This window comes from Meiothermus sp. QL-1 (assembly GCF_003351145.1).
Classification (GTDB): domain Bacteria; phylum Deinococcota; class Deinococci; order Deinococcales; family Thermaceae; genus Meiothermus.
In genome coordinates, this window is the sequence record NZ_QQSV01000012.1 from 1 (window position 1) to 24083 (window position 24083).

Annotated in this window: 25 protein-coding genes and 2 tRNA genes; 25 read left to right on the forward strand and 2 right to left on the reverse strand. The window is 66.7% G+C overall.

Translation table 11 applies throughout. From position 1 onward, the window contains the following. The 21 genes from DV704_RS12190 to DV704_RS12215 form a co-directional block, all read left to right on the forward strand. The coding region (locus DV704_RS12190; protein WP_369911215.1) for an SAM-dependent methyltransferase at positions 1–297 on the forward strand (297 nt) is incomplete at its 5' end. Continuing rightward, positions 266–1492 carry a CmpA/NrtA family ABC transporter substrate-binding protein gene (locus tag DV704_RS10785; RefSeq protein ID WP_114799589.1) on the forward strand — a complete coding sequence of 409 codons (1227 nt, stop codon included), beginning with the start codon at positions 266–268 and terminating at the stop codon, positions 1490–1492. The genes DV704_RS12190 and DV704_RS10785, both read left to right, overlap by 32 nt. A gap of 53 nt (positions 1493–1545) precedes the next feature. Beyond that, on the forward strand, positions 1546–2310 hold the full coding sequence (gene ntrB / locus DV704_RS10790; RefSeq protein WP_199489981.1) for a nitrate ABC transporter permease: 765 nt from the start codon (positions 1546–1548) through the stop codon (positions 2308–2310). A 10-nt stretch (positions 2311–2320) separates the two neighbouring features. After that, positions 2321–3136, forward strand: a complete 816-nt coding sequence (locus tag DV704_RS10795; RefSeq protein WP_114799591.1) for an ABC transporter ATP-binding protein — start codon at positions 2321–2323, stop codon at positions 3134–3136. A gap of 12 nt (positions 3137–3148) precedes the next feature. Continuing rightward, positions 3149–5647, forward strand: a complete 2499-nt coding sequence (nirB, locus tag DV704_RS10800) for a nitrite reductase large subunit NirB (protein WP_114799592.1) — start codon at positions 3149–3151, stop codon at positions 5645–5647. Next, positions 5640–5996: a nitrite reductase small subunit NirD gene (gene nirD, locus DV704_RS10805; RefSeq protein ID WP_114799593.1), complete on the forward strand. Its 357-nt coding sequence runs from the start codon at positions 5640–5642 to the stop codon at positions 5994–5996. The genes nirB and nirD overlap by 8 nt, the downstream gene beginning before the upstream one ends. A gap of 13 nt (positions 5997–6009) precedes the next feature. Further along, complete coding sequence (locus DV704_RS10810; protein WP_158539625.1) at positions 6010–6804, forward strand: uroporphyrinogen-III synthase; 795 nt, start codon at positions 6010–6012, stop codon at positions 6802–6804. A 39-nt stretch (positions 6805–6843) separates the two neighbouring features. Further along, a tRNA-Pro gene (locus DV704_RS10815) sits at positions 6844–6920 on the forward strand. 11 nt (positions 6921–6931) lie between these two features. Next, positions 6932–7007 (forward strand) — tRNA-Gly (locus tag DV704_RS10820). An 81-nt stretch (positions 7008–7088) separates the two neighbouring features. Next, positions 7089–8258: a glutamyl-tRNA reductase gene (locus DV704_RS10825; protein ID WP_114799595.1), complete on the forward strand. Its 1170-nt coding sequence runs from the start codon at positions 7089–7091 to the stop codon at positions 8256–8258. Beyond that, complete coding sequence (gene hemC, locus DV704_RS10830; RefSeq protein ID WP_114799596.1) at positions 8251–9153, forward strand: hydroxymethylbilane synthase; 903 nt, start codon at positions 8251–8253, stop codon at positions 9151–9153. The genes DV704_RS10825 and hemC overlap by 8 nt, the downstream gene beginning before the upstream one ends. Then, positions 9138–9818 (forward strand): uroporphyrinogen-III synthase, encoded by a 681-nt coding sequence (locus tag DV704_RS10835; RefSeq protein ID WP_114799597.1) that lies wholly within the window; start codon positions 9138–9140, stop codon positions 9816–9818. Before hemC ends, DV704_RS10835 begins: the two co-directional genes overlap by 16 nt. Then, positions 9806–10828: a porphobilinogen synthase gene (gene hemB, locus DV704_RS10840; RefSeq protein WP_114799598.1), complete on the forward strand. Its 1023-nt coding sequence runs from the start codon at positions 9806–9808 to the stop codon at positions 10826–10828. Before DV704_RS10835 ends, hemB begins: the two co-directional genes overlap by 13 nt. A 6-nt stretch (positions 10829–10834) precedes the next feature. Further along, positions 10835–11956: a sensor histidine kinase KdpD gene (locus tag DV704_RS10845; protein ID WP_114799599.1), complete on the forward strand. Its 1122-nt coding sequence runs from the start codon at positions 10835–10837 to the stop codon at positions 11954–11956. Continuing rightward, positions 11953–12660, forward strand: coding sequence for a response regulator transcription factor (locus tag DV704_RS10850; RefSeq protein ID WP_114799600.1), 708 nt, complete (start codon positions 11953–11955; stop codon positions 12658–12660). The genes DV704_RS10845 and DV704_RS10850 overlap by 4 nt, the downstream gene beginning before the upstream one ends. Then, on the forward strand, positions 12657–13697 hold the full coding sequence (hemE, locus tag DV704_RS10855; RefSeq protein ID WP_114799601.1) for a uroporphyrinogen decarboxylase: 1041 nt from the start codon (positions 12657–12659) through the stop codon (positions 13695–13697). Before DV704_RS10850 ends, hemE begins: the two co-directional genes overlap by 4 nt. Continuing rightward, a complete protein-coding gene (locus DV704_RS10860; protein ID WP_114799602.1) occupies positions 13694–14476 on the forward strand; it encodes a chlorite dismutase family protein in 783 nt (260 codons plus the stop codon). Before hemE ends, DV704_RS10860 begins: the two co-directional genes overlap by 4 nt. A gap of 14 nt (positions 14477–14490) precedes the next feature. Beyond that, complete coding sequence (gene hemH / locus DV704_RS10865) at positions 14491–15462, forward strand: ferrochelatase (protein ID WP_114799603.1); 972 nt, start codon at positions 14491–14493, stop codon at positions 15460–15462. 1 nt (position 15463) lies between these two features. Next, positions 15464–16834: a protoporphyrinogen oxidase gene (gene hemG / locus DV704_RS10870; RefSeq protein ID WP_114799604.1), complete on the forward strand. Its 1371-nt coding sequence runs from the start codon at positions 15464–15466 to the stop codon at positions 16832–16834. Between the two features lie 38 nt (positions 16835–16872). Further along, positions 16873–17658, forward strand: coding sequence for a crotonase/enoyl-CoA hydratase family protein (locus DV704_RS10875; protein WP_114799605.1), 786 nt, complete (start codon positions 16873–16875; stop codon positions 17656–17658). 12 nt (positions 17659–17670) lie between these two features. Beyond that, positions 17671–17829 carry a hypothetical protein gene (locus DV704_RS12215; RefSeq protein WP_199489982.1) on the forward strand — a complete coding sequence of 53 codons (159 nt, stop codon included), beginning with the start codon at positions 17671–17673 and terminating at the stop codon, positions 17827–17829. On the opposite strand, the gene DV704_RS10880 is transcribed toward DV704_RS12215, so the two are convergent. Both DV704_RS10880 and DV704_RS10885 read right to left on the reverse strand, forming a co-directional pair. Beyond that, positions 17826–18341, reverse strand: coding sequence for a phosphoribosyltransferase (locus DV704_RS10880; protein ID WP_114799606.1), 516 nt, complete (start codon positions 18339–18341; stop codon positions 17826–17828). The genes DV704_RS12215 and DV704_RS10880 overlap by 4 nt on opposite strands. A gap of 8 nt (positions 18342–18349) precedes the next feature. Then, positions 18350–19573, reverse strand: coding sequence for an aspartate kinase (locus tag DV704_RS10885; protein ID WP_114799607.1), 1224 nt, complete (start codon positions 19571–19573; stop codon positions 18350–18352). Between the two features lie 239 nt (positions 19574–19812). Here DV704_RS10885 and DV704_RS10890 point away from each other — a divergent pair, with 239 nt between their 5' ends. Genes DV704_RS10890 through DV704_RS10905 form a run of 4 tightly spaced genes read left to right on the forward strand, consistent with a single transcriptional unit; the run spans position 19813 to position 24083 of the window. Next, the gene (locus DV704_RS10890; protein ID WP_114799608.1) at positions 19813–20067 is read left to right on the forward strand and encodes a DUF4212 domain-containing protein; all 255 of its coding nucleotides are present in this window, start codon (positions 19813–19815) and stop codon (positions 20065–20067) included. Between the two features lie 11 nt (positions 20068–20078). Beyond that, entirely contained in the window at positions 20079–21806 is a 1728-nt protein-coding gene (locus tag DV704_RS10895; protein ID WP_114799609.1) for a sodium:solute symporter family protein, read from the forward strand. Positions 21807–21855: 49 nt separating this feature from the next. Beyond that, complete coding sequence (locus DV704_RS10900; protein ID WP_114799610.1) at positions 21856–22287, forward strand: hypothetical protein; 432 nt, start codon at positions 21856–21858, stop codon at positions 22285–22287. A gap of 5 nt (positions 22288–22292) precedes the next feature. Beyond that, positions 22293–24083, forward strand: a complete 1791-nt coding sequence (locus DV704_RS10905; protein WP_114799611.1) for a putative nucleotidyltransferase substrate binding domain-containing protein — start codon at positions 22293–22295, stop codon at positions 24081–24083.

Here is a 24083-nt window from a genome sequence, read left to right on the forward strand (position 1 = left end):
GCCGGGGTGGAGACCCTGGTGGTGCTGATGGGGGTAAGCCAGCGGCAACAGCTGGCCGCCCAGCTCATCGCCCTGGGGCGGCCGCCGGCTGAGCCGGTGGCCTTCATTGAACGGAGCAGTACCCCCAAGGAGCGGGTGGTGGAGGCCACCTTAGCCCAGGTGGCCCAAGGAGAGGTCGCCGTGGAGGCCCCCGCTGTGTGGGTAATAGGGGAAGTGGTGCGCTGGCGGGGTTTACTTTCGGCCAAAGCCTTTTTAGGAGGTACCCATGCACACGATCAACCGTCGGAAACTGCTTAAGGGCGCCACGGCCCTGGCCCTTACGGGCCTGATGCGGGGCCGGGCTCAGGGCAGCAAGCTCAAGGTGGGGTTCATCGCCCTAACCGATGCCGCCCCCGTGATCATGGCCCAGGAATGGGGGCTTTACAAGAAGCATGGCCTCGAGGTGGAGGTCACCAAGGAGGCTTCCTGGCCCACCACCCGGGACCATCTCCTGAATGGGGAGATTGTCGCTGCGCACTGCCTTTTTAGCCTGCCCATCTCGGTTTACCTGGGCATCGGCGGCCCCGCCGGACGGGTGCTGCCCATCGGGATGGTACTCAACAACAATGGCCAAGCCATCACCCTTTCGCAGCAGGACTTTGGCGGCAAAGTAGGCTTTAAGGACTTGGAGGGTGCCAGGAAGGCCATCCTGGCCAAAAAGGCTGAGGGCAGGCCCCTCACCTTTGCCATGACCTTCCCCGGCGGCACCCACGACATGTGGCTGCGCTACTGGCTGGGGGCCTGCGGGGTCAACCCGGTGAGGGATGTCAAGATCATCCCCGTGCCCCCACCCCAGATGGTGGCCAACATGAGCGTGGGGAACATGGATGGCTACTGCGTGGGGGAGCCGTGGAACGGGGTGGCGGTGCGGGAGGGCATCGGCTTCACCGCCTTAGCCACGCAAGATATTTGGAAACACCACCCCGAGAAGGCCCTGGTTTTCAACAACGAGTTCTTTTCCCGGCGAAGGGATGAGGCCAAGGCCCTGGCCAAAGCGGTGCTGGAGGCCTGTAGGCTCCTAGACCAGCCCGCAGCCCGGCGGGAGGCGGCCAAGGTGATTGCCCAGCGCCCCTACGTCAACGCCCCCGCCGAGGTAATTGACGCACGGCTGCAGGGGGTGTACGAGCTGGGGGGAGGCCTCGGACGCAAAAACTACACCGACGACATGATGCTCTTTTACCGGGGCGGCCAGACCACCTTCCCCCGCAAGGCCCATGCCATCTGGTTCATGGCCCAGTACCGCCGCTGGGGGCTTGTCAAAGAGGCCCCTGATTACGAGAAGGTGGCCGAGAGCCTAGTGCGCCAGGACTTCTACCTCGAGGTAGCCCGGGAGCTCAAAATACCCATCCCCAACGACGACATGCAGCCCCTGACGGGTTTCATCGACGGGGTGGTCTTCGACCCCAAGAACCCCGAGGCCAGCCTGGCCAGGTACAAGGTGCGGGAGCTTTAGGAGATCGTATGGAACGGATTACCGTAGCTAGACCCCCTGCTAATGGCTTTCGCTTGCCCCGCTGGGTTGCCGGGGTGCTCGGCCCTGTTGCGGGCTTCCTGTTCTTCGGCCTCTTGTGGTACCTGCTGAGCCACACCGTAGCCCCCAAGGTGCCCGATCCCCTGGCCACCCTGGGCACCCTGTGGGAGATGGTGCGCAGCCCCTTCTACGACAACGGCCCCAACGACAAGGGCATTGCCATCCAACTGGCCACCTCGCTCTACCGGGTGGGGCTGGGCTTTTTGATTGGGATCGCCATTGCCCTGCCGGTGGGGGTGCTCATCGGGGCCTCGGAGGCCTTGTACAAGGCCCTCAACCCGGTGGTGCAGCTCCTGCGCCCGGTCTCGCCTTTGGCCTGGTTTCCGGTGGGGCTGGCGGCCTTCGCTGCTTCGGAAAAGGCCGCGGTCTTCGTCATCGCCATCTGCTCCTTATGGCCCACCTTGATCAACACCGCGGTGGGGGTGGCCTCGGTGCCCGAGGACTACAAGAACGTGGCCCGGGTCTTCCGCTTCTCGCCCTGGAAGTACCTGACCCGGGTGCTCCTGCCCTATGCCCTGCCCTACGTGCTCACCGGCTTCCGCTTAGGGCTGGGCATCGCCTGGATGGTGATTGTGGCGGCGGAGATGCTCTCGGGGGGCACCGGGGTGGGCTTCTTCATCTGGGATAGCTACAACGCCTTGGATCTGGAGCGGGTGATGGCGGCCATTTTGCTGATTGGTTTGGTGGGCTGGGCCATTGACAGCGCGCTCAGCTACCTGCACCGCAAGGCGCTGTCCTAGGGGGGAGGGTATGGGTTACCTGCTGCTATCGGAAGTGGGCAAGCGGTTTGGCGACTATGTGGCGGTGGAGAACTTTAGCCTGCGGGTGGCCCAGGGCGAGGTGGTCTCGCTCATCGGACACTCGGGCTGCGGCAAGTCCACGGTGCTCTCCATGGTGGCCGGGCTTATTTCCCCCAGCTCTGGGCAGATTACCCTGGAGGGCCACCCCCTCAAGGGCCCCGGCCCCGACCGGGGGGTGGTCTTCCAGAACTACTCCCTTCTGCCCTGGCTTTCGGTCTACCAGAACGTTTACCAAGCAGTAGATGCGGTACACCGCGACCTGACCGCAGAGGAAAAGGTTCGCCTGTGCGAGAAATTCCTGCGCATGGTCAGGCTCTGGGAGCACCGGCACAAACGGCCGGGCCAGATCTCCGGGGGCATGAAGCAGCGCACGGCCATTGCCCGGGCCCTGGCCATCAACCCCAAGGTGCTGCTGTTGGACGAGCCCTTTGGTGCGCTAGACGCCCTGACCCGCGCCGCCTTACAGGATCAGCTCCTTGCCATCTGGGACGCTACCCTAGAGGACGAGCTGCTTAGGGCTTTGTGGGGCGAGGAGCGCAAGACCATCCTGCTGGTTACCCATGACATCGACGAGGCCATCTACCTATCCGACCGCATCGTGGTCATGACCAATGGTCCCCGGGCCACGGTGGGCGAGGTGGTGGAGGTGCCCCTGCCCCGCCCTCGCGAGCGCCGGCAGATGCTGGAAAGCCCCCGCTACGTGGAGCTGAAGGAACACCTGCTCTACCTCCTAACTGAAAAATACGGCCACCGCGAGGCCGCTTGAAGGAGGCCCAAGATGACAAAGCGCTTGGTGGTGATCGGCAACGGCATGGTGGGGCACAAGTTCATCGAGACCCTATGCCAAGAGCCCCACGGATTCCAGATCGCTGTCTTCTGCGAGGAGCCCCACCTGGCCTACGACCGGGTGCACCTGAGCCACTACTTCCAGACCCCCCGCCCGAACCTGAGCCTGGCCGACCCCGAGACCTACCGGGCCTGGGGGGTGGAGGTGATCCATGCCCGGGCCGAGGCCATTGACCGCGTGCCGCGGGTGGTGAAGGCGGGGGGCCTCGAGGTTCCCTACGACCTCCTGGTGCTGGCCACCGGCTCCTATCCCTTCGTACCGCCCGTGGAGGGCCGCGAGCTGGAGGGCTGTTTTGTCTACCGCACCCTAGAAGACCTGGCCCGCCTCGAGGCCTACGCCCCAAAGGCCCAGACGGGGGTGGTGGTGGGCGGGGGGCTTTTGGGCCTGGAGGCCGCTGGGGCCCTCCAGGCTTTGGGACTGAAGGTCCATGTGGTGGAGCTCGCCCCCAGGCTCCTGCCCCAGCAGGTGGACGAGCTGGGGGGCAAGCACCTGCTGCGGCAGGTGAAGGCCCTGGGCATCGAGGTGCACCTGGGCAAGGCCACCCGGCGTATCCTGGGCCCGCAGGGGCGGGTAAAAGCCATTGAGTTTGCTGACGGGGAGGTGTTGGAAGCCGATTTGGTGGTCTTTGCGGCGGGCGTCAGGCCCCGGGACGAGCTGGCCCGCCAGGCCGGCCTGGAGGTGGGCGAGCGGGGCGGGGTGGTGATTGACGATTGCTGCCGCACCTCCGACCCCCAGATCTACGCCATCGGGGAGTGCGCCCTGCACCGGGGGCGCATCTACGGCCTGGTGGGCCCGGGATACCAGATGGCCAAGGTGCTGGCCGATGTGCTTCTGGGCAGGGAAAGCCGCTTCACCGGGGCGGATACCTCCACCCGGCTCAAGCTTTTGGGGGTGGAGGTGGCCAGTTTTGGCGATGCCCTGGCACAAACCCCGGGCGCAGCGGAGGTCATCTACACCGATTTCGCCAAAGGCCATTACAAAAAGCTGGTTCTCTCCGCCGAGGGCCGGCTTCTGGGTGGGATTTTGGTGGGAGATACCACAGCCTACCCCACCCTGCACGGCCTCCTGGGCCAGCCCATCGAACACCCCGAACACCTCCTCCTACCCCCCGGCGAGGCGCCCTTGCCCCAACCCGCCCATGCCCGGGTATGCAACTGCCTGGGGGTGAGCCGGGAGCAAATCCGTGAGGCCGTGCGGGCCGGGGCCCGCGACCTGGCGGCCCTCAAGAAGGCCACCCAGGCCGGCACCGGCTGCGGCGGCTGCGTGCCGGCGATGAAGGGCATCCTGCAGGAGGAGCTAAAGGCCCTGGGCGAGGCGGTGAACCACCACCTGTGCGAGCACTTCCCCTTCAGCCGGGCCGAGCTCTTCGACATCATCCGGGTGATGGGCTACCGCACCTTCGAGGAGGTGCTCAAAGGACACGGCCGCGGGCTAGGGTGCGAGGTCTGCAAGCCCGCGGTGGCCTCCATCCTGGCCTCGCTGCACAACGAGTACATCCTCAAGGACGAGCACCTCCCCCTACAGGACACCAACGACCGCTTTTTGGCCAACATCCAGCGCGACGGCACCTACTCCGTGGTGCCCCGCATTCCCGGCGGGGAGATTACCCCGGATAAGCTCATGGCCATCGCCCAGGTGGCCAAGAAGTACGGGCTTTACACCAAAATCACCGGCGGGCAGCGCATAGACCTCTTCGGCGCCCAGCTCCACCAGCTCCCCCAGATCTGGGCCGAGCTGGTGGCCGCGGGGTTTGAGTCCGGGCACGCCTACGGCAAGGCCCTGCGTACCGTAAAAAGCTGCGTGGGCAGCACCTGGTGCCGCTACGGGGTGCAGGACTCGGTGGGCCTGGCCATCCGGCTGGAGAACCGCTACAAGGGGCTGCGGGCCCCCCACAAGATCAAGGCCGCGGTCTCGGGCTGCGTGCGCGAGTGCGCCGAGGCCCAGAGCAAGGACTTCGGCGTGATTGCCACCGAGCGGGGCTGGAACCTGTACGTCTGCGGCAACGGGGGTGCGAAGCCCCGCCACGCCGACCTTTTGGCCGCAGACCTGGACGAGGAAACCCTGGTCCGCTACATAGACCGCTTCTTGATGTTCTACATCCGCACCGCCGACCACCTGCAGCGCACCAGCGTGTGGCTGGAGAAGCTAGAGGGGGGAATTGAGTATCTGCGGCAGGTGATTGTGGAGGACAAGCTGGGAATTTGTGCCGAACTCGAGGCCCAGATGGCCCGGATTGTGGCCAGCTACCAGGATGAGTGGGCCGCCACCCTAAAAGACCCGGAAAAGCTCAAGCGCTTCCGCCACTTCATCAACTCCGACGACCCCGACGAGAACATCGTGCGGGTGGAGGAGCGCGGCCAGTACCGCCCGGCCTACGACTTTGAGCGGCTGGAGGCCCTGCCCATGGCCCAGGGGGGTTCCCATGGCTAAACTGCGCTGGGTTCGGGTCTGCTACCTGGAGGATATCCTCGAGGGCACCGGGGTCTGCGCCAAGGTAGAGGGGGAGCAGGTAGCCATATTTCGCCTGGAGGGCCAGCTCTATGCCCTTTCCAACCACGACCCCTTTACCCGGGCCAACGTGCTCAGCCGGGGCCTGCTGGGCAACCACGGCGAGCGGCGCACGGTGGCCTCCCCGCTGCTCAAACACCGCTTCGACCTGAGGAGTGGCGAGTGCCTGGACGACCCCCAGGTGCGCCTTCCCACCTATGCCGTTCGGTGCGAGGAGGGGGAGGTGTGGGTGGGGGTGCCGGTGGAGGAGGATGAACCGGTCTCCATCTAGGCCTCTAGAGGGCATGCGCTTTGCCCTGTGCGGCCCGCGCAGGGCAGCCGACCTGGCCCTGATTCTGGAAAAACAGGGGGCTGTGGCTTTGCATCGGCCCACGGTGAGGACCATTCTGGCGCCGCCGGAGGTGCTACAGGCCCGGCTTAGCAAGCTGGTTTACCAGGGGGCCGACTGGGTCATCTTTACCAGCGGGGCGGGGGTGGAGGAGCTTCACCGCCAGGCCGAGGCCCTGGGGCTTTGGGAAGCGGTGTATGCCCGATTGAAGCAGAGCAAACTGGCCCAGCGCGGCTACAAGTCCGACCGGGCGCTGCGCCAGCGGGGGTTGCAGGCGGTGGCCTGGGATGAGGATGGCACCGTGGACGGGCTTATCGAGGCCTTGAGGGCCCATCCGCTGGCAGGGCTGCAGGTTTTCGTCCAGCTCTACGGCCAGCCCGCCCCCCGGCTGGTGCGCTTCTTGAAGGAGCAAGGGGCCGGCGTGGAGGAGCTGATGCCCTACCGGCACATCCCGGCCAGCGAGGCGGCCTTGGATAGGCTTATCCTCGAGGTTCTGGAAGGGGAGCTGGACGCCCTGGTTTTTACCAGCCAGCCCCAGGTGGATTACCTGCTGGCCCACGCAGAGAAGACCGGCCAGTTCTGTCGTTTGCAGGCCGCTTTTGAGCGAGTCTGGGCCCTTGCCATCGGGCATATCACCGCTATTCCCCTGCAGGAGGCAGGCATACGCTGCTGGTATCCCCGCGTCGAGCGGCTGGGGGCCTTGGTGACGGAGTTCGCCCGGTTCATGGCCCAACGGCGCGGCCCCCTTTGACCAGCCCGACCCCGGCGTGCTATCCTCGAGCCTGCGCGCCGGGGAGTAGCGCAGTCTGGTAGCGCATCTGCTTTGGGAGCAGAGGGTCGCTGGTTCGAATCCAGTCTCCCCGACCATGAAGCACCGCGCGGGAGTAGCTCAGTTGGCAGAGCGTCAGCCTTCCAAGCTGAATGTCGCGGGTTCGAATCCCGTCTCCCGCTCCAAAGGAGCCGCCATGTGGCGGCTTTTTTGTGACAGTTTTGTGACACTTTTTTGGAGTACTTGCGACTGATAATCAGTTGTGTATGGAGCGATTGGCGCTCATCGGGGTCTCCCAGCGACGGGGGGGCAGTGCGGCCCTGGCTGCCTGGAACGCCTGGCTGCAAGCCCCCCTCGAGTTTCCCCCTGGGTGGGTGCGGGAGCACGTGCGCCTTCTGACCTGCAACCGCAGCGAGCTGGTGCTGGCCCTGGAAGAGGGGGTGGGGCTCGAGGCCCTGCGCCAGCGGCTCATTCCCCCCCACCTGCCCCGGGGCTATGCCTTTGCCGGGGAGGCTGCGCTGGAGCATCTGGCCCGGGTGGCGGCCTCGCTGGACTCGGTCAACCCCGGTGAGGACCAGATCATGCAGCAGGTGCGCCAGGCCTTTGAGGCCGCGCGCCGGGCCGGCACTGTGGGGCCGGTGACCAGCTTCGCCTTTCAGCATGCCCTTCGGATTGCCAAGCGGGTGCGCCGTGAGGTGGCGCTGGCCCCGGCCCAGACCTCGCTTTTCAGTCTGGCGAGACCCGCGCTGGAAGCAATTCTGCCCCGCCCAGCCCGGGTGGCGGTGGTGGGGGTAGGAAAGATGGGCACCCTGGCCGCCCGCAGCCTGGCTGCCTTGCCCGGGGTAGAGCTCTGGCTGGTGAACCGCACCCCCGAAAGGGCGCAGGCGCTGGCCGAGGAGCTGGGAGGGCGTTGCATGGCGTTGGAGGTTTTTCTGGCCTCCCCGCCCTCCCTGGACGCGGTGGTCGCGGCCACCCCGGTGGCGGGGCTTCTGGGATGGGCCTTCTTCCGCCGGCAGCCAGGGCTAAAGGCGGTGGTGGACCTGGGCATGCCCAAGAACGTGGTGGCCGAGGCCGTGGGGGAAGCGGTGCTTTTCGATTTGGAGCATTTGCAGCGGCTGGGTGAGGAGCGCCGGGCCCGCCTCAAGGCTGATCTGGCTCGAGCCGAGGGGATCGTGCTCGAGGAAGTGGAGCAGGTGGTGGCCGAGTGGGCTGAGCGGGCCATCGCCCCCGCTATAGCCCGGATGCGCGCAGCCTACCGCCGCACCCTGGAGGAGCTGGTGGGGGAGCTGGTGGAGCCCGAGCTTCTGGACCGGCTGGCCCACCGTTTCGCCCACTTCCCCGTAAAGGGCCTGCGGGGGCTGGCCCGCCGGCATGGAACCGAAGCGGCCCAGACCTTTCTAGAGGCTGCTGGCCTTGTGGAGGTAGGACATGAGTAGGGTGCGCCTGGCCACGCGGGGCAGCCGGCTGGCCCTCCTGCAGGCGGGCTGGGTCGCGGAGCGCCTCCGTCAACAGGGGGTAGAGGTCGAGCTGGTGGTGGTGGAGACCCAGGGCGACCGGGAGCGGCTGCCTTTTGCCCAGATGCAGGGCCAGGGTTTTTTCACCAAGGCCGTGCAGGAGGCTGTGTTGCGGGGCCAGGCCGATATGGCGGTGCACTCCTACAAGGACCTGCCGAGCGCCCGCCCGGAGGGGCTGGTGATTGCGGCTGTCCCCTCACGCGAGGACCCTCGGGAGCTGCTCTTAGCGCGGCCAGAGGTGGTGGATGAGGCAGCCCCTGGCCTGCCTCTGTGCAAGGGGGTGCGGGTGGGAAGCAGTGCAGCCCGCCGCCAGGCCCAGCTTCGTGCCCTGCGGCCCGACCTGGAACCGGTGGAGCTGCGCGGCAACGTGCCCACCCGTGTCGAGAAGCTCGCTAGGGGCGAGTATGGGGCCATTCTGCTGGCCTACGCGGGGGTGCGCCGGCTGGGGCTGGACTTAAGTCCCTTTTTCGCCCGGGTGTTGCCCCCTACCCTGTGGGTACCGGCCCCGGCCCAGGGCGCGCTGGCGCTGGAGTGCCGCCAGGACGATGAAAAGATGAAAGCCCTGCTGAAGCCCCTGGACGATCCCCAGGCCCGCAGAACCGTGGCTGCTGAGCGGGGGCTTATGGCGCGGCTGGCGGGGGGGTGTCAGCTGGCCCTAGGCGCCTACGCCCGCGAGCTGGCGGAGGGCCTGGAGCTTTGCGCCTGGTACGCGGGCCGGCTCTACCAAGCCCAGGGCTCCAGCCCGGAGGTGGTGGCCCAGGCCGTCTTCGAGCAGATTCGCCAGGAGAACCCGGAGGTGGCATGCGCATCGCCCTGACCCAGTCCGAAGGCCGTCTGGCTGGTTTAGAAGAGCGGCTTGCCGCCCTGGGGCTCGAGGTGCTCCGGGTGCCGCTGGTGGCCACCCAGAGTCTTTCCGCCGACCTCTCACCCCTCGAGGACTGCCCCTGGTGGCTCTTCACCAGTGCAGCGGCGGTCGAAGGGGTAAGGGCGAACGGGGCAAGCCTGGGGGGCCGCCTTCTGGGGGCGGTGGGCCAGGCCACCCGGCGGGCTTTGGAGGAGGCCGGGGGACAGGTGGGGTTGGTTGCCCCATTGGAGAACGCAAAGAGCCTGGCCGAGGCCTTTTTAGCCCGGCGCCCTTCGGGCCCGGTGGGCTGGCCCCGGGGCCGCCGGGCGGGGCCTCTTCTGGAAGAGCGGCTTAGGGCTGCGGGCTACCTTGTGCGCAGCGTGGTGGTCTACGAAACCCGCACCCTGGCCTGGCCCCAGGGGCTGCCCGCGCCCGACTTAGTCCTTCTGGCCAGCCCCTCGGCGGTGGAGGCCCTGCCCGAGGCGATAGGCCGCAGCGCCCGCTGCCTGGCCATAGGGCCTGCTACCGCCAGGGCGCTGGCGGCGCGGGGGCTGGCCCATACCCTTTTGCCCAGGCCCAGCGTGGAAGCCGTTTTGGAGGCGGTGCGCTGTTTTCGAGGTGACCCATGCTCGACCTAAAACCCCCTGAAACCCTTTTAGAGCTTCCCGTCCGGCCCCGTCGGCTGCGCCAGAGCGCTGTCTTGCGCGAAAGCGTGGCCGAGACCCACCTGCGCCCCGCCGACTTCATCCTGCCCTTTTTCGTTACCCCGGGCCAGAAGGTGGCCGAGCCTATTGCTGCTCTGCCAGGGGTCTACCGCCACAGCGTGGATGGCTTTTTGCGCCAGGCCGAGCGAGCCCTCGGGCTTGGGGTCAGGTCGCTCCTTCTATTCGGGGTTCTGCCCGAGGCGGCCAAAGACCCCTTGGGGCGAAGCGCAGCCGACCCTGCCGGCCCTGTGCCCCAGGCCATTCGCGCGGCGCGGGCGGCCTTTGGGGAGGAGGTGGTGATCTACACCGATGTCTGCCTTTGCGCCCACACCACCCACGGCCACTGCGGGGTGCTGAAGGAAACCCCACGGGGGGTGCGGATCGACAACGACGCCTCTTTGCAGCGGCTCGCGGCCATGGCCCTGGCCCACGCCGAGGCCGGGGCCGACTTCGTGGCTCCATCGGACATGATGGATGGGCGGGTGGCCTATCTCCGGCGGGCCCTCGACCAGGCGGGCTACAGCGAGGTGGGCATCCTCTCCTACGCCGTCAAGTACGCCAGCGCCTTCTACGGCCCTTTCCGCGAGGCGGCCAAAAGCGCCCCCAGCTTTGGCGACCGCAAGACCTACCAGATGGACATCCGCAACGCCCGGGAGGCCCTGCGCGAGGCTGCGCTTGATGAGACTGAGGGGGCCGACATGCTCATGGTCAAGCCGGCTTTGGCCTACCTGGACATCCTGGCCCGGCTGCGCCCCCAGACCCAACTGCCTCTGGTGGCCTACCAGGTGAGCGGGGAGTACGCCATGCTCAAGGCCGCGGCCCGGGCTGGGGCCCTGGACGAGGCTTTGGCGGTGCGGGAGACCCTTTTGGCCATCAAGCGGGCTGGGGCTGACCTGATTGTGAGCTACTACGCCTTGGAGGCTTTCGAGTTAGGGTGGCTTTAGTTGGCGATGCGGCGCTTTTTTTTCCAACATCGGGTCTGGCTGGCCTTTGGCCTGGTGGTGGGCTTTTTGCTGGTCCAGGTGACCTGGTGGCTCACCTTCCAGCGCAACTACATCCAGCAGAACATCGAGTACGCCGAGACCGCCTGGCTGCAGGAGGCCGCCTTGGTGCAGAGGCTCTGGGCCGCCACCGCTCCCGAGGAGCGCCCGGCTCTCCTGGCTGAGCTCAAAGAGGCCTTTCCCCACCTCGAGGTCGATGGGGAAAGGGTTTACGTGAGGCCCGAGCGGCTGGCGGCCTACCGGGCTGAGCAGATGCGCTATTTGCGCATGTTCGCCTTTGAGGGGCCGGTCTTCCTGCTGGTGATGCTTTTGGGGCTTTACCTCATTGGCCGGAGCCTTCGGCGCGAGCATGAGTACAAGCGGCGCCAACAGAACTTTCTGATGGCCGCCTCGCACGAGTTCCGCACCCCCCTGAGCACCCTGCGCCTTTTGGCCCAGACCCTGCAGATGCGCGAGCTGCCCCGGGAAAAAGCGCTTTCCTACCTGACCCACATGACCCACGAGATAGACCGTCTGGAGGACCTGACCGAGCGCCTTCTGGCCACCTCGAGGCTGGCCCAGGGGCTGGGCCGGGTGGAGCCCCGGCTGGAGGACCTGAACCAGGCCGTGGGGCGCTGCTTGGCCCGGCAGCAAAGCGCCCTCCAGGCTCGGGGGGCCACCCTTTACTTCGAGCCGGCTCCCCTCCCCCTTCCGGTGGCCCTTGACCCCGAGGCCTTTGCTTTGGTGCTTTCCAACCTGCTCGAGAATGCAGTGAAGTATAGCCCCGGCCCGGAAAAACCGGTCTGGGTGCGCCTGCGGGCCGATAGGGGCCAGGCGGTGCTGGAGGTGGAGGACCGAGGGGTGGGCCTGCCCAAAGGAGAGCTGGAGCAGATCTTCGAGCCCTTCTACCGGGTGGGGGACGAGGCCACCCGCCGCACACGGGGGCTGGGCCTGGGGCTTTACCTGGTGAAGAGCCTCACCGAGCTGCTGGGGGGGCGGGTGCGGGCCGAGGCCTTGCCCGAGGGCAGCCGCTTCGTGCTGAGCTTTCCGCTGGGGGCCCTGGATGCGGCCCTGGAGAGGAGGCCCGCGTGAGGTCCAAGGTGCTGTTGGTAGAGGACGAGCCGGCGCTGGCCGCCGCTTTGGCCGACAACCTGGAGGGGGAGGGCTACGTGGTGGAGGTGGCCCCGGACGGCCCCACAGCCCTTGCTCGCTGGGCCGACTGGAACCCCGACCTGGTGGTGCTGGATGTGATGCTTCCGGGGGTGAATGGGCTTCAGGTTTGCCAGCGGATGCGGGCTTTGGGCCACACCACCCCGGTGCTCTTCCTCTCGGCCAAAGGGGCCCCTGAGGAACGGGTGGAGGGGCTGCGGGTGGGGGGCGACGACTACCTGGCCAAACCCTTCCACCTGCCGGAGTTTTTGCTCCGGGTAAAAAACCTCCTGCGCCGCCGGGCCGAGGCCCCCATGGCCTACGAGTTCGGCGGCCACCGCATCGACTTTCGCTCCTGGACAGTCCACCTCAAGGACGGCCGCAAGGAGGCCTTGAGCGAGCGCGAGATGGCCATCCTCCGCCTGCTCATCGAGCGCGCCGGGGAGGTGGTGAGCCGCGACGAGATTCTGGACCGGGTCTGGGGCCAGGAGGTCTTTCCCAGCAGCCGCACCATCGACAACTTCGTGCTGCGCCTGAGGCGAATCTTCGAACCCGACCCGGCCCATCCGGTGCACTTCCACACCGTCTGGGGGGTGGGCTACCGCTTCACCCCCGAGCCCGAGTTCACATCCAAGGAGCCCGCGTGACAGAAGCTCGAACAACCGCCAGCCTCTTTCTTCGCGCCCTGCTGGGGGAAGACACCCCCCGGGCCCCCATCTGGCTCATGCGCCAGGCTGGGCGTTACCTGCCTGAGTACCGGGCCATCAAGGAGAAGGCCACCTTCTGGGAGATGGTGCGCACCCCTGAGCTGGCCGCGGAGATCACCCTCCAGCCCCTGTGCCGCTTTTCGCTGGACGCGGCCATCCTCTTCAGCGACATCATGACCCCCCTGCCGGCCATGGGCCTGCGCATCGAGTTCAATCCGGGCCCGGTGGTGGCCGAGCCGCTGCGAACCCCAGCCCAGCTCGAGGCCCTGGAGGTGCCCGAGGCCGAGGCCATCGCGCCCTTTGTGGCCGAGGCCATCCGGCTGGTGCGCAAGGAGCTCGGCGGCAAGCCCGTGGCCCTCATCGGCTTTGGCGGGGCGCCCCTGACCCTGGCCGCCTACCTGGTGCAGGGGGCCGGGTCCAAAGACTTCGAGGACTTTCGGGCCTTTTTGCGCCAGGAGCCCCGGTTGGCCCACCGCCTGCTGGAAAAGCTCACCCTGCTCTCCATCCGCTACCTGCGGATGCAGGCGGCGGCGGGGGCGGAGGCCATCCAGCTTTTCGATACCTGGGCCGGCCTGCTCGACCCCGAGGCCTACCGCACCTTCGCCCTGCCCTACCACCGGCGGGTGCTGGAGGCGCTGGAAGTGCCCCGGCTCTATCTGGCGGTGGGGGCCAGCCACCTCTACCCCCTCGTGGCCGAGCTGCCCTGCGAAGGGGTGAGCGTGGACTGGCGGCTGCCCCTAAGCCAGGTGCGCCCCCTTTTCCCCGGTCGCGCCCTGCAGGGCAACCTCGACCCCGCGGTGCTCCTGGCTCCACCGGAGGTCATTGCCCAGGAGGCCCGCAGGGTGCTCCAGGCTGGCCTGGGAGGGGCCCACATCTTCAACCTAGGCCACGGCCTTTTGCGCACCACCCCCCCTGAGCATGTGGCCCACCTGGTGGAGGTGGTGCACGCCTTTGACCGGCGTTCGGAGGTGCTATGAGCGAGAAAGAGACGCGCGAATACAGGGAAAAGGAAACCCGGCGTATGGTAGACCTGGACCCGGCAGGGCTTCTGAGCCGCAAGGCCCCCGACCGGGCCAAGCGGCAGTTCATGAACTACGCCTTCTTCAAGCTAGACCCGGCCTTTCGCCGACAGGGCCGTGAGGCCATCGAGCAGGCCAAGGCCGAGTTCGCCGAGGTATGCGAGCGCTGGGCGAAGCGGGGTGAGGGCTTCATCCTGCGCACCTACAGCCTGGTGGGCCTCAGGGCCGACGTGGACTTCATGCTCTGGCGCATCAGCTTCAATGTGCCCGACTTCCAGGCCATGCAGCGCGAGCTGAACCGCACCGCTCTGGCCGCCTACCTGCACCAGCCCTACTCGTTTCTCTCCATGCAGAAACGCTCGCTCTACGTGGACCGCTTCAACCCCGAGGGGGAGGGGGTGGAGTTGTTGCCGGGGCAGGGGCGCTACCTGTTCGTCTACCCCTTCATCAAGACCAGGGCCTGGTACAACCTCTCCCCCCAGGCCCGCCAGGGCATGATGGACGAGCACATCTACGTCTCGGCCCCGTTCACCGGGGTCACCCTCAACACCTCCTACTCCTATGGCATCGACGACCAGGAGTTCGTGGTGGCCTTCGATTCCGACTACCCCCAGGAGTTTTTGGACCTGGTCCACCGTCTGCGCTTTACCGAGGCCAGCCAGTACACCCTGAAGGACACCCCCATGTTCACCTGCCTGCGCAAGGAGATTCGGGAGGTTCTGGACGATCTGGCCTGAAGCGAGGTGTGCGGATGAACGTGCTTTTGATGGCCTACGGCACCCCCTACCGGCCTGAGGAGATTGGGCCCTACTACACCGATATCCGGCGCGGGCGGCCCCCCAGCCCGGAGCTTTTGGCCGAACTCGAGGCGCGCTACCAGCAGATTGGCCGAAGCCCCCTGAACGAGATTACCTTCGCCCAGGCGGTGCGGCTCGAGGCGGCCCTGAACGCCAGCCTGCCGCTCTACCCCAGGCCCTTTCAGGTCCCCCCCGGCCCCAGGGTCCGGGGCCCGGCCAGGGTCTACGTGGGCACCAAGCACTGGCACCCTTTCATCGCCGAGGCGGTGCGGGCCATGGCCGAGGACGGGGTGAGGCAGGCGGTGGGCATCGTGGCCGCCCCGCACTACTCCGCCCGCAGCATCGCCGAGTACCGCGAGAAGGTGGAGCAGGCTTTAGCGGAGCTGGGCCACCCTTTTGAGTTCCGCATGGTGGAGGCCTACCCCGAGCACCCCCTTTACATCGAGGCCCTTTGCCGGCGGGTGCTGGAGCAGCTCTGGCAGCTTCGCGAGCCGCACCGGGCTCTTTTCCTCTTTACCGCCCACTCCATTCCCGAAAAGTCGGCCGCAGATGGGGTCTACCAGGCGCAGGTGCGGGCCACGGCGGCCGGGGTGGCCCGGCAGCTTGGCCTAGCCCGCTGGGATGTGGCCTGGCAGTCGGCGGGGCGCACGCCCGAGCCCTGGATTGGCCCCGACATAAACGAACGCCTGGAGGAGGCCGCGGCGGAGGGCTACGGCGAGGTGGTGGTCACGGCGGTGGGCTTTCCCTCGGACCACCTCGAGGTCTTCTACGACCTCGACTACGAGGCCCAGAACACCGCCACCCGGCTCGGCCTGCGGCTCCTGCGCACCCGCAGCCTGAACGCTGACCCCGACTACATCGAGGTGCTGCGCAACCTGGTGGTGGCGGAGTGGGCCCGCTTTGAGGTGGCCGAAAGGGTGGTTTAGCATGGCCCACCTGGCGGTGGTGGGGGGAGGCATGGCGGGCCTTTCGGCCGCCTTTTACGCCAGGGAAGCGGCCCCTCACCTGAGGATAACCCTGCTGGAGGCCGAGCCCCGCCTGGGCGGCAAGGTGCTCACCGCGCTCGAGGATGGCTTCGTGGTGGAAGGCGGTCCCGATGCGGTGGTGCGCTACAAGCCCTGGGCCCTCTCGCTCATGCGGGCCTTGGGCCTGGAGGGAGAGTGGGTGGGCACCCTGCCGGCGCGGCCCTCGGCCCTGATCCACGATGGCCGGGCGGCCCGGCCCATTCCCGAAGGGCTGCAGATGGTGGTGCCGGGCAATCTGTGGGCCCTGGCCAGAAGCCCCCTGCTGAGCCCCCTGGGCAAGGCCCGGGCGCTTTTGGACCTGGTCTGGCCCAAGGGCTCCCCCGGGGACGAGGCCTTTGGCGATTTCATAAAGCGCCGGTTGGGGCGGCAGGTTTGGGAGCGGCTGGTGGCCCCTCTCTCGGGCGGCATTTACGGGGGCGACCCGGCCGAGCTTTCCACCCTGGCGGCCTTTCCCCAGCTCAAGGCCCTCGAGCAGGAGCACGGCAGCCTGATCCGGGGGGCCATGGTTCAGCGCAGGCTGCGGGGCAGCCGCGAGGCCGGGCAGCTGTTCGTCTCGCTCAGGAGCGGCCTGGGGGGCTTGGTGCGGGCCCTGGAGGCCCGGCTGGCCGGCGTAGAGGTTCGGCTTGGTGCCCCTGTGGTGGGGCTCGAGCAGGCCGGGGGCTGGCAGCTTTACACCCCTGAGGGCTCGCTGCAGGCCGATGCCGTGGTGCTGGCCGTGCCAGCAGGGCCTGCGGCGCGGTTGCTGGAAAAACTTGCCCCCGAGGCAGCCCACGCCCTACAGAGCATTCCCTACGGCACTTCGGCTACCGTCAGCCTGGCCTTCGACAAAAATCACCTACCGCCGCGGATAGGCCACGGAATTCTGCTGGCTGCAGGCCAGGGGTTTGCCGCCAGGGGCTTCACCTGGGCCGACCAGAAGTGGCCGGAGCGGGCCCCCGAAGGCTTAGGGTTGGTGCGGGCCTACTTTTCGGGGCTGGAGGCTACTCCGGATGAGCTGGTGGCAGCGGCGCTGCGCGACCTCGAGCGGCTCTGGGGAAGGGCGCCCAAGCCGCTTCGGACCTGGGTGTTTCGCTGGCCCCTGGGCCTGCCCCGCTACACCGTGGGGCACCTGGAACGCGTCCACCAGGCCCTGGGGGCCGAGGCCCTGCCCGGCCTTTTTCTGGCCGGCGCGGCCTACTGGGGGGTGGGTCTGCCGGAGGTGGTGCGGATGGGCCAGGCGGCGGGCCAAGGCGCGGTGCGCTTCCTTTTGGGGGAGAGGGTTGGTTTGACATAAAACCCCGGGGCCCGCTTAATGGGGGCGAGGGGCCAAACATGGGGGTGCTTTTCGAGCGGAAGGGGCGGGTGTGCACGGTGATCCTGCACCGGCCCGAGGTGCGCAACGCGGTGGACGCAGAAACCGCCCATGCCCTGGCCGAGGCCTTTCGGCGCTTCGAGGCCGACGACTCACTTCACGTGGCGGTGCTGTGGGGAGCGGGCGGGCACTTTTGCAGCGGCGCCGACCTTAAGGCCTTTGCTGAGGGGCGAGGCAACCTGTTGGCGGCGGATATGCGCCAGGACGGGCCCATGGGGCCCACGCGCATGTGGCTGTCCAAACCGGTGATTGCGGCCATCTCCGGTTACGCTGTGGCCGGGGGGCTCGAGCTGGCGCTGTGGTGCGATATCCGGGTGGTCGAGCGGAACGCCGTGTTGGGGGTTTTCAGCCGGCGCTTCGGTGTTCCCCTGATCGATGGGGGCACCCAGCGCCTGCCCCGCCTCATTGGCCTGAGCCGGGCCCTGGACCTGATCCTGACCGGCCGCCCCTGCAGCGGCGAAGAAGCCTTTGCCATAGGGCTGGCCCAGCGGCTGGTGGAGCCGGGCAGGGCGCGGGAGGCTGCGGAGGGGCTGGCTGAGGAGATGGCCGCTTTTCCCCAGCGCTGTCTGCGCAGCGACCGCGAGGCGGCCTACCGCGGCCTCGAGCTGGACTTTGACCAGGCCATGGCGCTGGAGTTTCGGCTCGGGCTTGGAGTCATCGAGTCAGGGGAGCCCTTGGAGGGGGCCCGCCGCTTCAGAGCAGGGGAGGGCCGGCACGGGGCCGCTGTCCCGCCCAAAGAGGGGTAGTAGAATCGGAATATGCGGGAGAAAGACCCCCCTGGCGAGTTGAAGCCCGACTGGAAGGACTACCTGGCCCTGGTCATCGCGGCCTATTCTTTGCTGCTGCCGCCCTTGCTGCTGATCTTTGGGGTGGCGGCGCTGGTGCTGCTCTTCCTCAGCCTGGTCTTCAGGGGCTAGGCCTGGCCGGCCTCCCGACCTGGCGTGGTCCAGCCCTGGGCCGGGTCCCAGGGGTAGACGATCCAGGCATCGGTCTCGGCGGCGTAGTAGTCGGGCCCGTCGCCGGGAAAGCGGTTTCTCTTGGGCTTGTAGTGGAGCACGGCAATCCTCGGGTGTCCACCAGCTAACCTAACGCGTTCCCGCACCGCCACCGCGGTCTTGCCCGAGTCCCACACGTCGTCCACCACCAGCACCCGCTTGCCATAGAGCAGGTGGTCGGAGGGGAACTGGAGAAAGACCGGGTCCTGGACAGTTTCGCCTACGTCGGTGTAGAACATCACCGCCGCGGTGAGGATGTTGCGCTGGTCGGTGGCCTCCGAAACCAGGCAGGCTGGGATCATGCCGCCCCGGGTTATGGCCAGGATGCAGTCGAACTCGAGGGGGTTGACCTGGCCCAGGAGTCGTGCTACCAACTGGGTGATGTCCTGCCAGCTCAGGTACTGCTTCTCTGCGTAGCCCGGGGCCGGGTGCATGTGCTCTCCTAGCGAATGGGCTTGTCCAGCTCAAAGGCGCTGTGCACCGCGCGCAGGGCAGCCTCGGCGTACTGGGAGGGAATGATGGCCGAGATGCGCACCTCGCTGCTGGCAATCATCTCGATGTTGGCTCCTACGCTGGCCAGGGCCTGGAACATCCGCGCGGGGATGCCCGGGGTGGAGGCCAGGGCCACCCCCACGATGGAAATTTTGCAAACGTCCCGCCGGAGCTGGGCTTCCCCACCGATTTCTGCTAGAACCGGCTCCAGGGCTTCCAGGGCCTCCTCGGCGAAGTCCTGGTTGACCGTGAAGGCCATCTGGGTGCGGCTCGGCTCGTGGCCGGGCACGCCCTGGATAATCATGTCCACCGCCACCCCCTTGCGCCCTAGGGCCTCGAAGACCTGGGCGGCGATGCCAGGGCGGTCGGGGATGCCCACCAGGCCAATCTGGGCAATCTCCTCGTCGAGGGCTACGCCGGTCACCGGGCGGTCGAGTTCCATGCCGTCCTCCGTTACCAGGGTTCCTGGGTTGTAAGAGAAGCTGCTGCGCACGTGAATCCTCACCTTGTAGCGCTTTCCGTAGTAGACCGCCCGGGGGTGGAGCACCCTGGCCCCCAGGGCGGCCATCTCGAGCATCTGGTCGTAGCCGATGCGGGGGAGTTTCTGGGCCTCAGGGATGGCATGAGGGTCGGTGGTGTAGACCCCTTCGGTGTCGGTGAAAATTTCGCACTCCTCCGCCCCCAGCGCAGCGGCCAGGGCCACCGCGGTGGTGTCGGAGCCGCCCCGCCCCAAAGTGGTGAGCTCGCCCTCGGGGGTGGTGCCCATGAAGCCCGCCACCACCGCCACCTCCCCCCGCTCCAGCGACTGCTGGATGAGGGTGGGCTCCACCCGCAGGATGCGGGCATCGCCGTAGCGCCCGTCGGTGGTGATGCCAATCTGGTGCTGGGTGAAGCCCCGGGCCGGGATGCCCATGGCGTTGAGCTGCATCGAGAGCAAAGCCACCGACTGCTGCTCGCCAATGGTGGTGAGCATATCCAGCTCGCGCGGGGGCGGGCGTCTGTTGACCCGCTTGGCTAGGGCGATGAGCTCATCGGTCATGCGGCCCATGGCCGAGACCACCACCGCCAACCGATGGCCCTTTTCGCGGTAGTGGTGGATGCGCTGGGCCACCTTGTGGATGCGATCGAGGTCGCCTACGCTGGTGCCGCCGTATTTTTGCACAACGAGCGCCATAGCTAGCTGTGCATGCTATCACGCCTGGGGCAAGGCGCCAATACTGCGCTGCATGAGGGTGACGCGGGCAAGCTCGAGCGGAGGTGGGCTCTCATAAAACCCCCACTTTCGCAGATATCCGAAAACCGCAGATAACTTGCCAAGCTACAATTTCTGGTGCTAGATTCGTGGCGCAAGTCTGAAAAGCGCTCAGGCGACCACCAGAAGCGGTGGCTGACTTGTGCTACACGGAGGTTGGCATGGATAAAGCGAAGGCCGAGGCATACTGGAGGGCCAACATCACCCTGATCCGAAACCTGCTCATCGTCTGGGCCTTGGTTTCGTACGGCTTTGGGATCTTGTTGGTCAACCTGCTCAACAACATCAAGCTGGGCTCGCTGCCCCTGGGCTTCTGGTTTGCCCACCAGGGGGCCATCATCATCTTCGTCATCCTGATCTTCATCTACGCTTCGCAGATGAACAAGATCGATCAGCAGTTCGACGTGCACGAATAGGAGGCTGGCCGATGAGCGTTGAGCTTTGGACCTGGACCATGGTCTTCCTGACCTTCGGTCTCTACGTTGGGATTGGGATCTGGGCCCGGGTGCGTGAGACCGAAGGGTTCTATGTGGCTGGGCGGGGGGTGCCGGCGGTGGCCAACGGGATGGCCACCGCGGCCGACTGGATGAGCGCGGCCAGCTTTATCTCCATGGCCGGCCTCATCTCCACCCTGGGCTACGACGGCACCATCTACTTGATGGGTTGGACCGGGGGGTATGTGCTGCTGGCCTTGCTGCTGGCCCCTTACCTGCGCAAATTCGGTAAGTTCACCGTACCCGACTTCGTGGGGGACCGCTACTACTCCCAGACCGCGCGGGTGGTGGCGGTCTTGGCCGCGGTTTTTGTGTCCTTTGTGTACGTGATTCCCCAGCTTGTGGGGGTGGGTACCGTTTTTGCCCGTTACCTGGGGGTGCCCAGCGTCACTGGTCTTTGGGTTGGGGTGGCTGTGACTGCCCTGTTCGCCGTGCTGGGCGGGATGAAGGGCATCACCTGGACCCAGGTGGCCCAGTACACCGTGCTGATTACCGCCTACCTGATTCCGGGGTTTGCCATCGCCAGCATCCTGACCGGGAACCCCATTCCCCAGCTGGCCCTGACCTTCTCCGATATCACCGAGAGGCTCAACCAAATCCAGGTAGAGCTGGGCTTCACCCAGTACACCCAGCCCTTCCAGAGCTTCGACATGCTGAACATCCTGCTCATCACGGCCTGCTTGATGTTCGGCACGGCGGGGCTGCCCCACGTTATCATTCGCTTCTACACCGTGCCTACGGTGAAGGATGCCCGGGCCTCGGCAGGCTGGGCCCTGCTCTTCATCGCTTTGCTCTATACCACCGCGCCAGCCATCGCGGTCTTTGCCCGCTATAACCTGATCAACACCCTGCACGGCAAGACCTTCGAGGAGGTCAAGCAGATCGACTGGGTGGCCAAATGGGAGCGGACCGGGCTGCTCCGGTTCGTGGACAAGGATGGGGACGGCAAAATTACTGTTGCTCCAGGCCGGGCTTTCAACCTGATCCCTGGCACCAACCGCCCTGACTTCAACAGCCCCAACGAGAAGTCGAAGAACGAGGTCTTCATCAACAACGACATCATCGTGCTGGCCACCCCCGAAGTGGCCAAGCTGGCCCCGCTCATCATCGCTTTGGTGGCGGCTGGGGGCCTGGCGGCGGCCCTCTCTACGGCCTCGGGGCTACTCATCGTGATTTCCTCGGCGCTTTCCCACGACCTCTACTACCGCATCATCAACCCCCGGGCCACCGAGGCCCAGCGGCTGCTCATCGCACGGTTCGGCATACTCGTGGCGGTGCTGATCGCCGGCTACTTTGGACAGAACCCACCCGGGCTTATCGCGCAGCTGGTGGCCTTTGCCTTCGGGCTGGCGGCCAGCAGTTTCTTCCCCGCCATTCTGCTTGGAATTTTTGACAAGCGGACCACCCGCGAGGGGGCCATTGCCGGGATGGTGGTGGGGCTGGTCTTTACCGCCAGCTACATCATCGGCACCAGCTACTTCGGGATGCCGCGCTGGTTCTTTGGGGTAAGCCCCGAGGGCATCGGTACGGTGGGGATGCTGCTCAACCTGATCATCACCTACACCGTCTCGCGCCTGACCCCTGAGCCGCCCAAGGAGGTGCAGGAGCTGGTGGAGTCGGTGCGGATTCCGCGGGGGGCCAAGGAGGCCCACTACCACTAGGCCGCTGCCCCCACTGGTGTGGGGGCAGCCCCCTTGTCTGGATTAGGCTATGGCTGTGAAGACCCCAGGCCCGTCCAAGGCTTATGTCCCGCCCAACCTGGCCCTACGCCTCACCCGGCTGCTTTTGGGCATAGCCAGCTTTTTGTTCCTCTTCTACACGGTGGGCCATTACCTAACAGGCTGGCCCTTTCCCACCCCGCTCGATCTTTTGCGGATTGCCGCGGCGGTGCTGGTGGGGGGAGGGGTGGGCCTGGTCTTCGCCCGCTTTTGGCCGCTGCCTCCAGAGCCTGGGTTTGAGCGCATTTTTCGCATCTTCTTTCTGCTCTTGCCAGCTTTGGTGCTGGGGTATGGCCTGCAGATTCTGCTTTCGGCCAACCAGGCCCTGAGCTTGATCGTGCCCCTCTCGGCCTGGCTGGCCTCCGGCCTGATCGTGCGTTTGCCCCAGGAGGGGCAAAAATCACCCCCAGAGGCCAGAAAATAGGCGCTGTGAACCCCCTGGACTTCGTCTGCCAGCAGGCCCCCTTCAACCTCCTTCCAGAAGAGGCCCTGCAGAAGGTGGCGCGGGGCCTCGAGATCACCTTCTACCCCAAGAACACCAAGGTGCTGGAGCAGGGAGGGGAGCGAAGCCAGCACCTCTACCTGATCCGCAAGGGCCTGGCCCGGCTAGAGCGGGACGGGCAACCGGTGCTGCTTTTGGAGGAGGGGGAGGTCTTCGGCTACCCCTCGCTTCTCGCCCAGGAGGCCCCGGCCTTTGATGTACTGGCCGAGGAGGACCTGTTGGTCTACCGCTGGGGGGAAGGGGTCTTCCGGCAGCTCATGCAGTACCCCGAGTTCGCAGCCTTCTTCACCCGGGGCCTGGCCGAGCGGCTCAGGATATCCCAGCGCCTGGAGAGCCTGGTGGGGCTGGATTTGTCCTTGCCGGTAGGTGAGCTGGTAACGCGGCCGCCGGTTTTTATCGCCCCTACGGCCACCGTAGGGGAGGCTGCTCGGCTCATGCGGGCCCACCAGATCAGCTCGGTGCTGGTGGAGGGGAGGCCCCTGGGCATCCTCACCGACCGGGACCTGCGCAACCGGGTGCTGGCCGAAGGACGGGGTCCAGAGACGCTGGTGCAGGAGGTGATGAGCGCGCCCCTCAAGAGCCGGCCTGCCTCCACCCCCCTTTTTGAGGCGCTGGCCTACATGGTGGAGCAGGGGATTCACCACCTGCCCCTGGAAGAGGAGGGCCAGATTGTGGGGGTGGTGACCGACACCGTCTTCATGCGTCAGCAGGCCAGAAGCCCCCTCCACCTGCTGCGGCGGTTGGAGCGCACCCGGCGGCGAAGCGACCTGCGGGGCTATGGCCAGGAGCTTGGCGGGGTGGTCGAGCTGCTGCTGCAGGGAGGGCTGGGGGCCGGCGAGATCGGCCGCAGCGTGAGCGCCATCAACGACCAGCTCATTCGGATCCTCTTGCGCCTGGCCGAAGCGGAGCTTGGGCCTCCTCCCACCCCTTACGCCTGGATGGTCTTCGGCTCTGAGGGGCGCATGGAGCAGACCCTGCTCACCGACCAGGACAACGCCCTGGTTTACGCCGAGGCCTCAGCCGAAGCAGCGGCCTACTTCCAGCGGATGGCCGAATTCGTGGTGGAGGGCCTTTTGGAAGCCGGGTTTCCCCCTTGTCCAGGGGGGTATATGGCCACCCGCTGGTGCAAACCCCTGGCCGAGTGGCTTCGCCTGTTTCGCCACTGGATCGAAACCCCCACCCCCCAGGAGCTTTTGGAGGCCCAGATTTTCTTCGACTTCAGGCCGGTCTACGGCTCGCTTTCCCTAGAGCCGCTGGAGCAGGTGGTGGCCCAAAGCGCCAAACAGGGCATCTTTCTGGCCCACCTGGCCAGAGCGGCCCTGCAGCTCCGGCCCCCCATCGGCTTTTTCCGCCGCATTCGGGAGGAGGAGGGAGGGGTGGACCTCAAGAAAGGGGGCATTGTGCCCATCGTGGGCCTGGCCCGGGTCTACGCCCTGGAGGCCGGCAGCCAGGCCCGGAGCACAGTGGAGCGTCTCCGCGTTGCGGCCCGGCAGAACCGGCTGAGCCAGGAGGGGGCCGAGACGTTGGTGGAGGCCTTTGGTTTCCTGATGCGTCTGCGCCTGAGGGAGCAGCTCGCCAGCCTTCACCGGGGGGAGCCCCCCAGCAACAGGGTGCCCTTAGAGCGCCTCTCCCCCCTCGAGCGCCGCCACCTGAAGGAGGCCTTCCTGCACATCCGCGAGATGCAGGAAGCCCTGAGCCACGCCTACGAACGCCTGTAA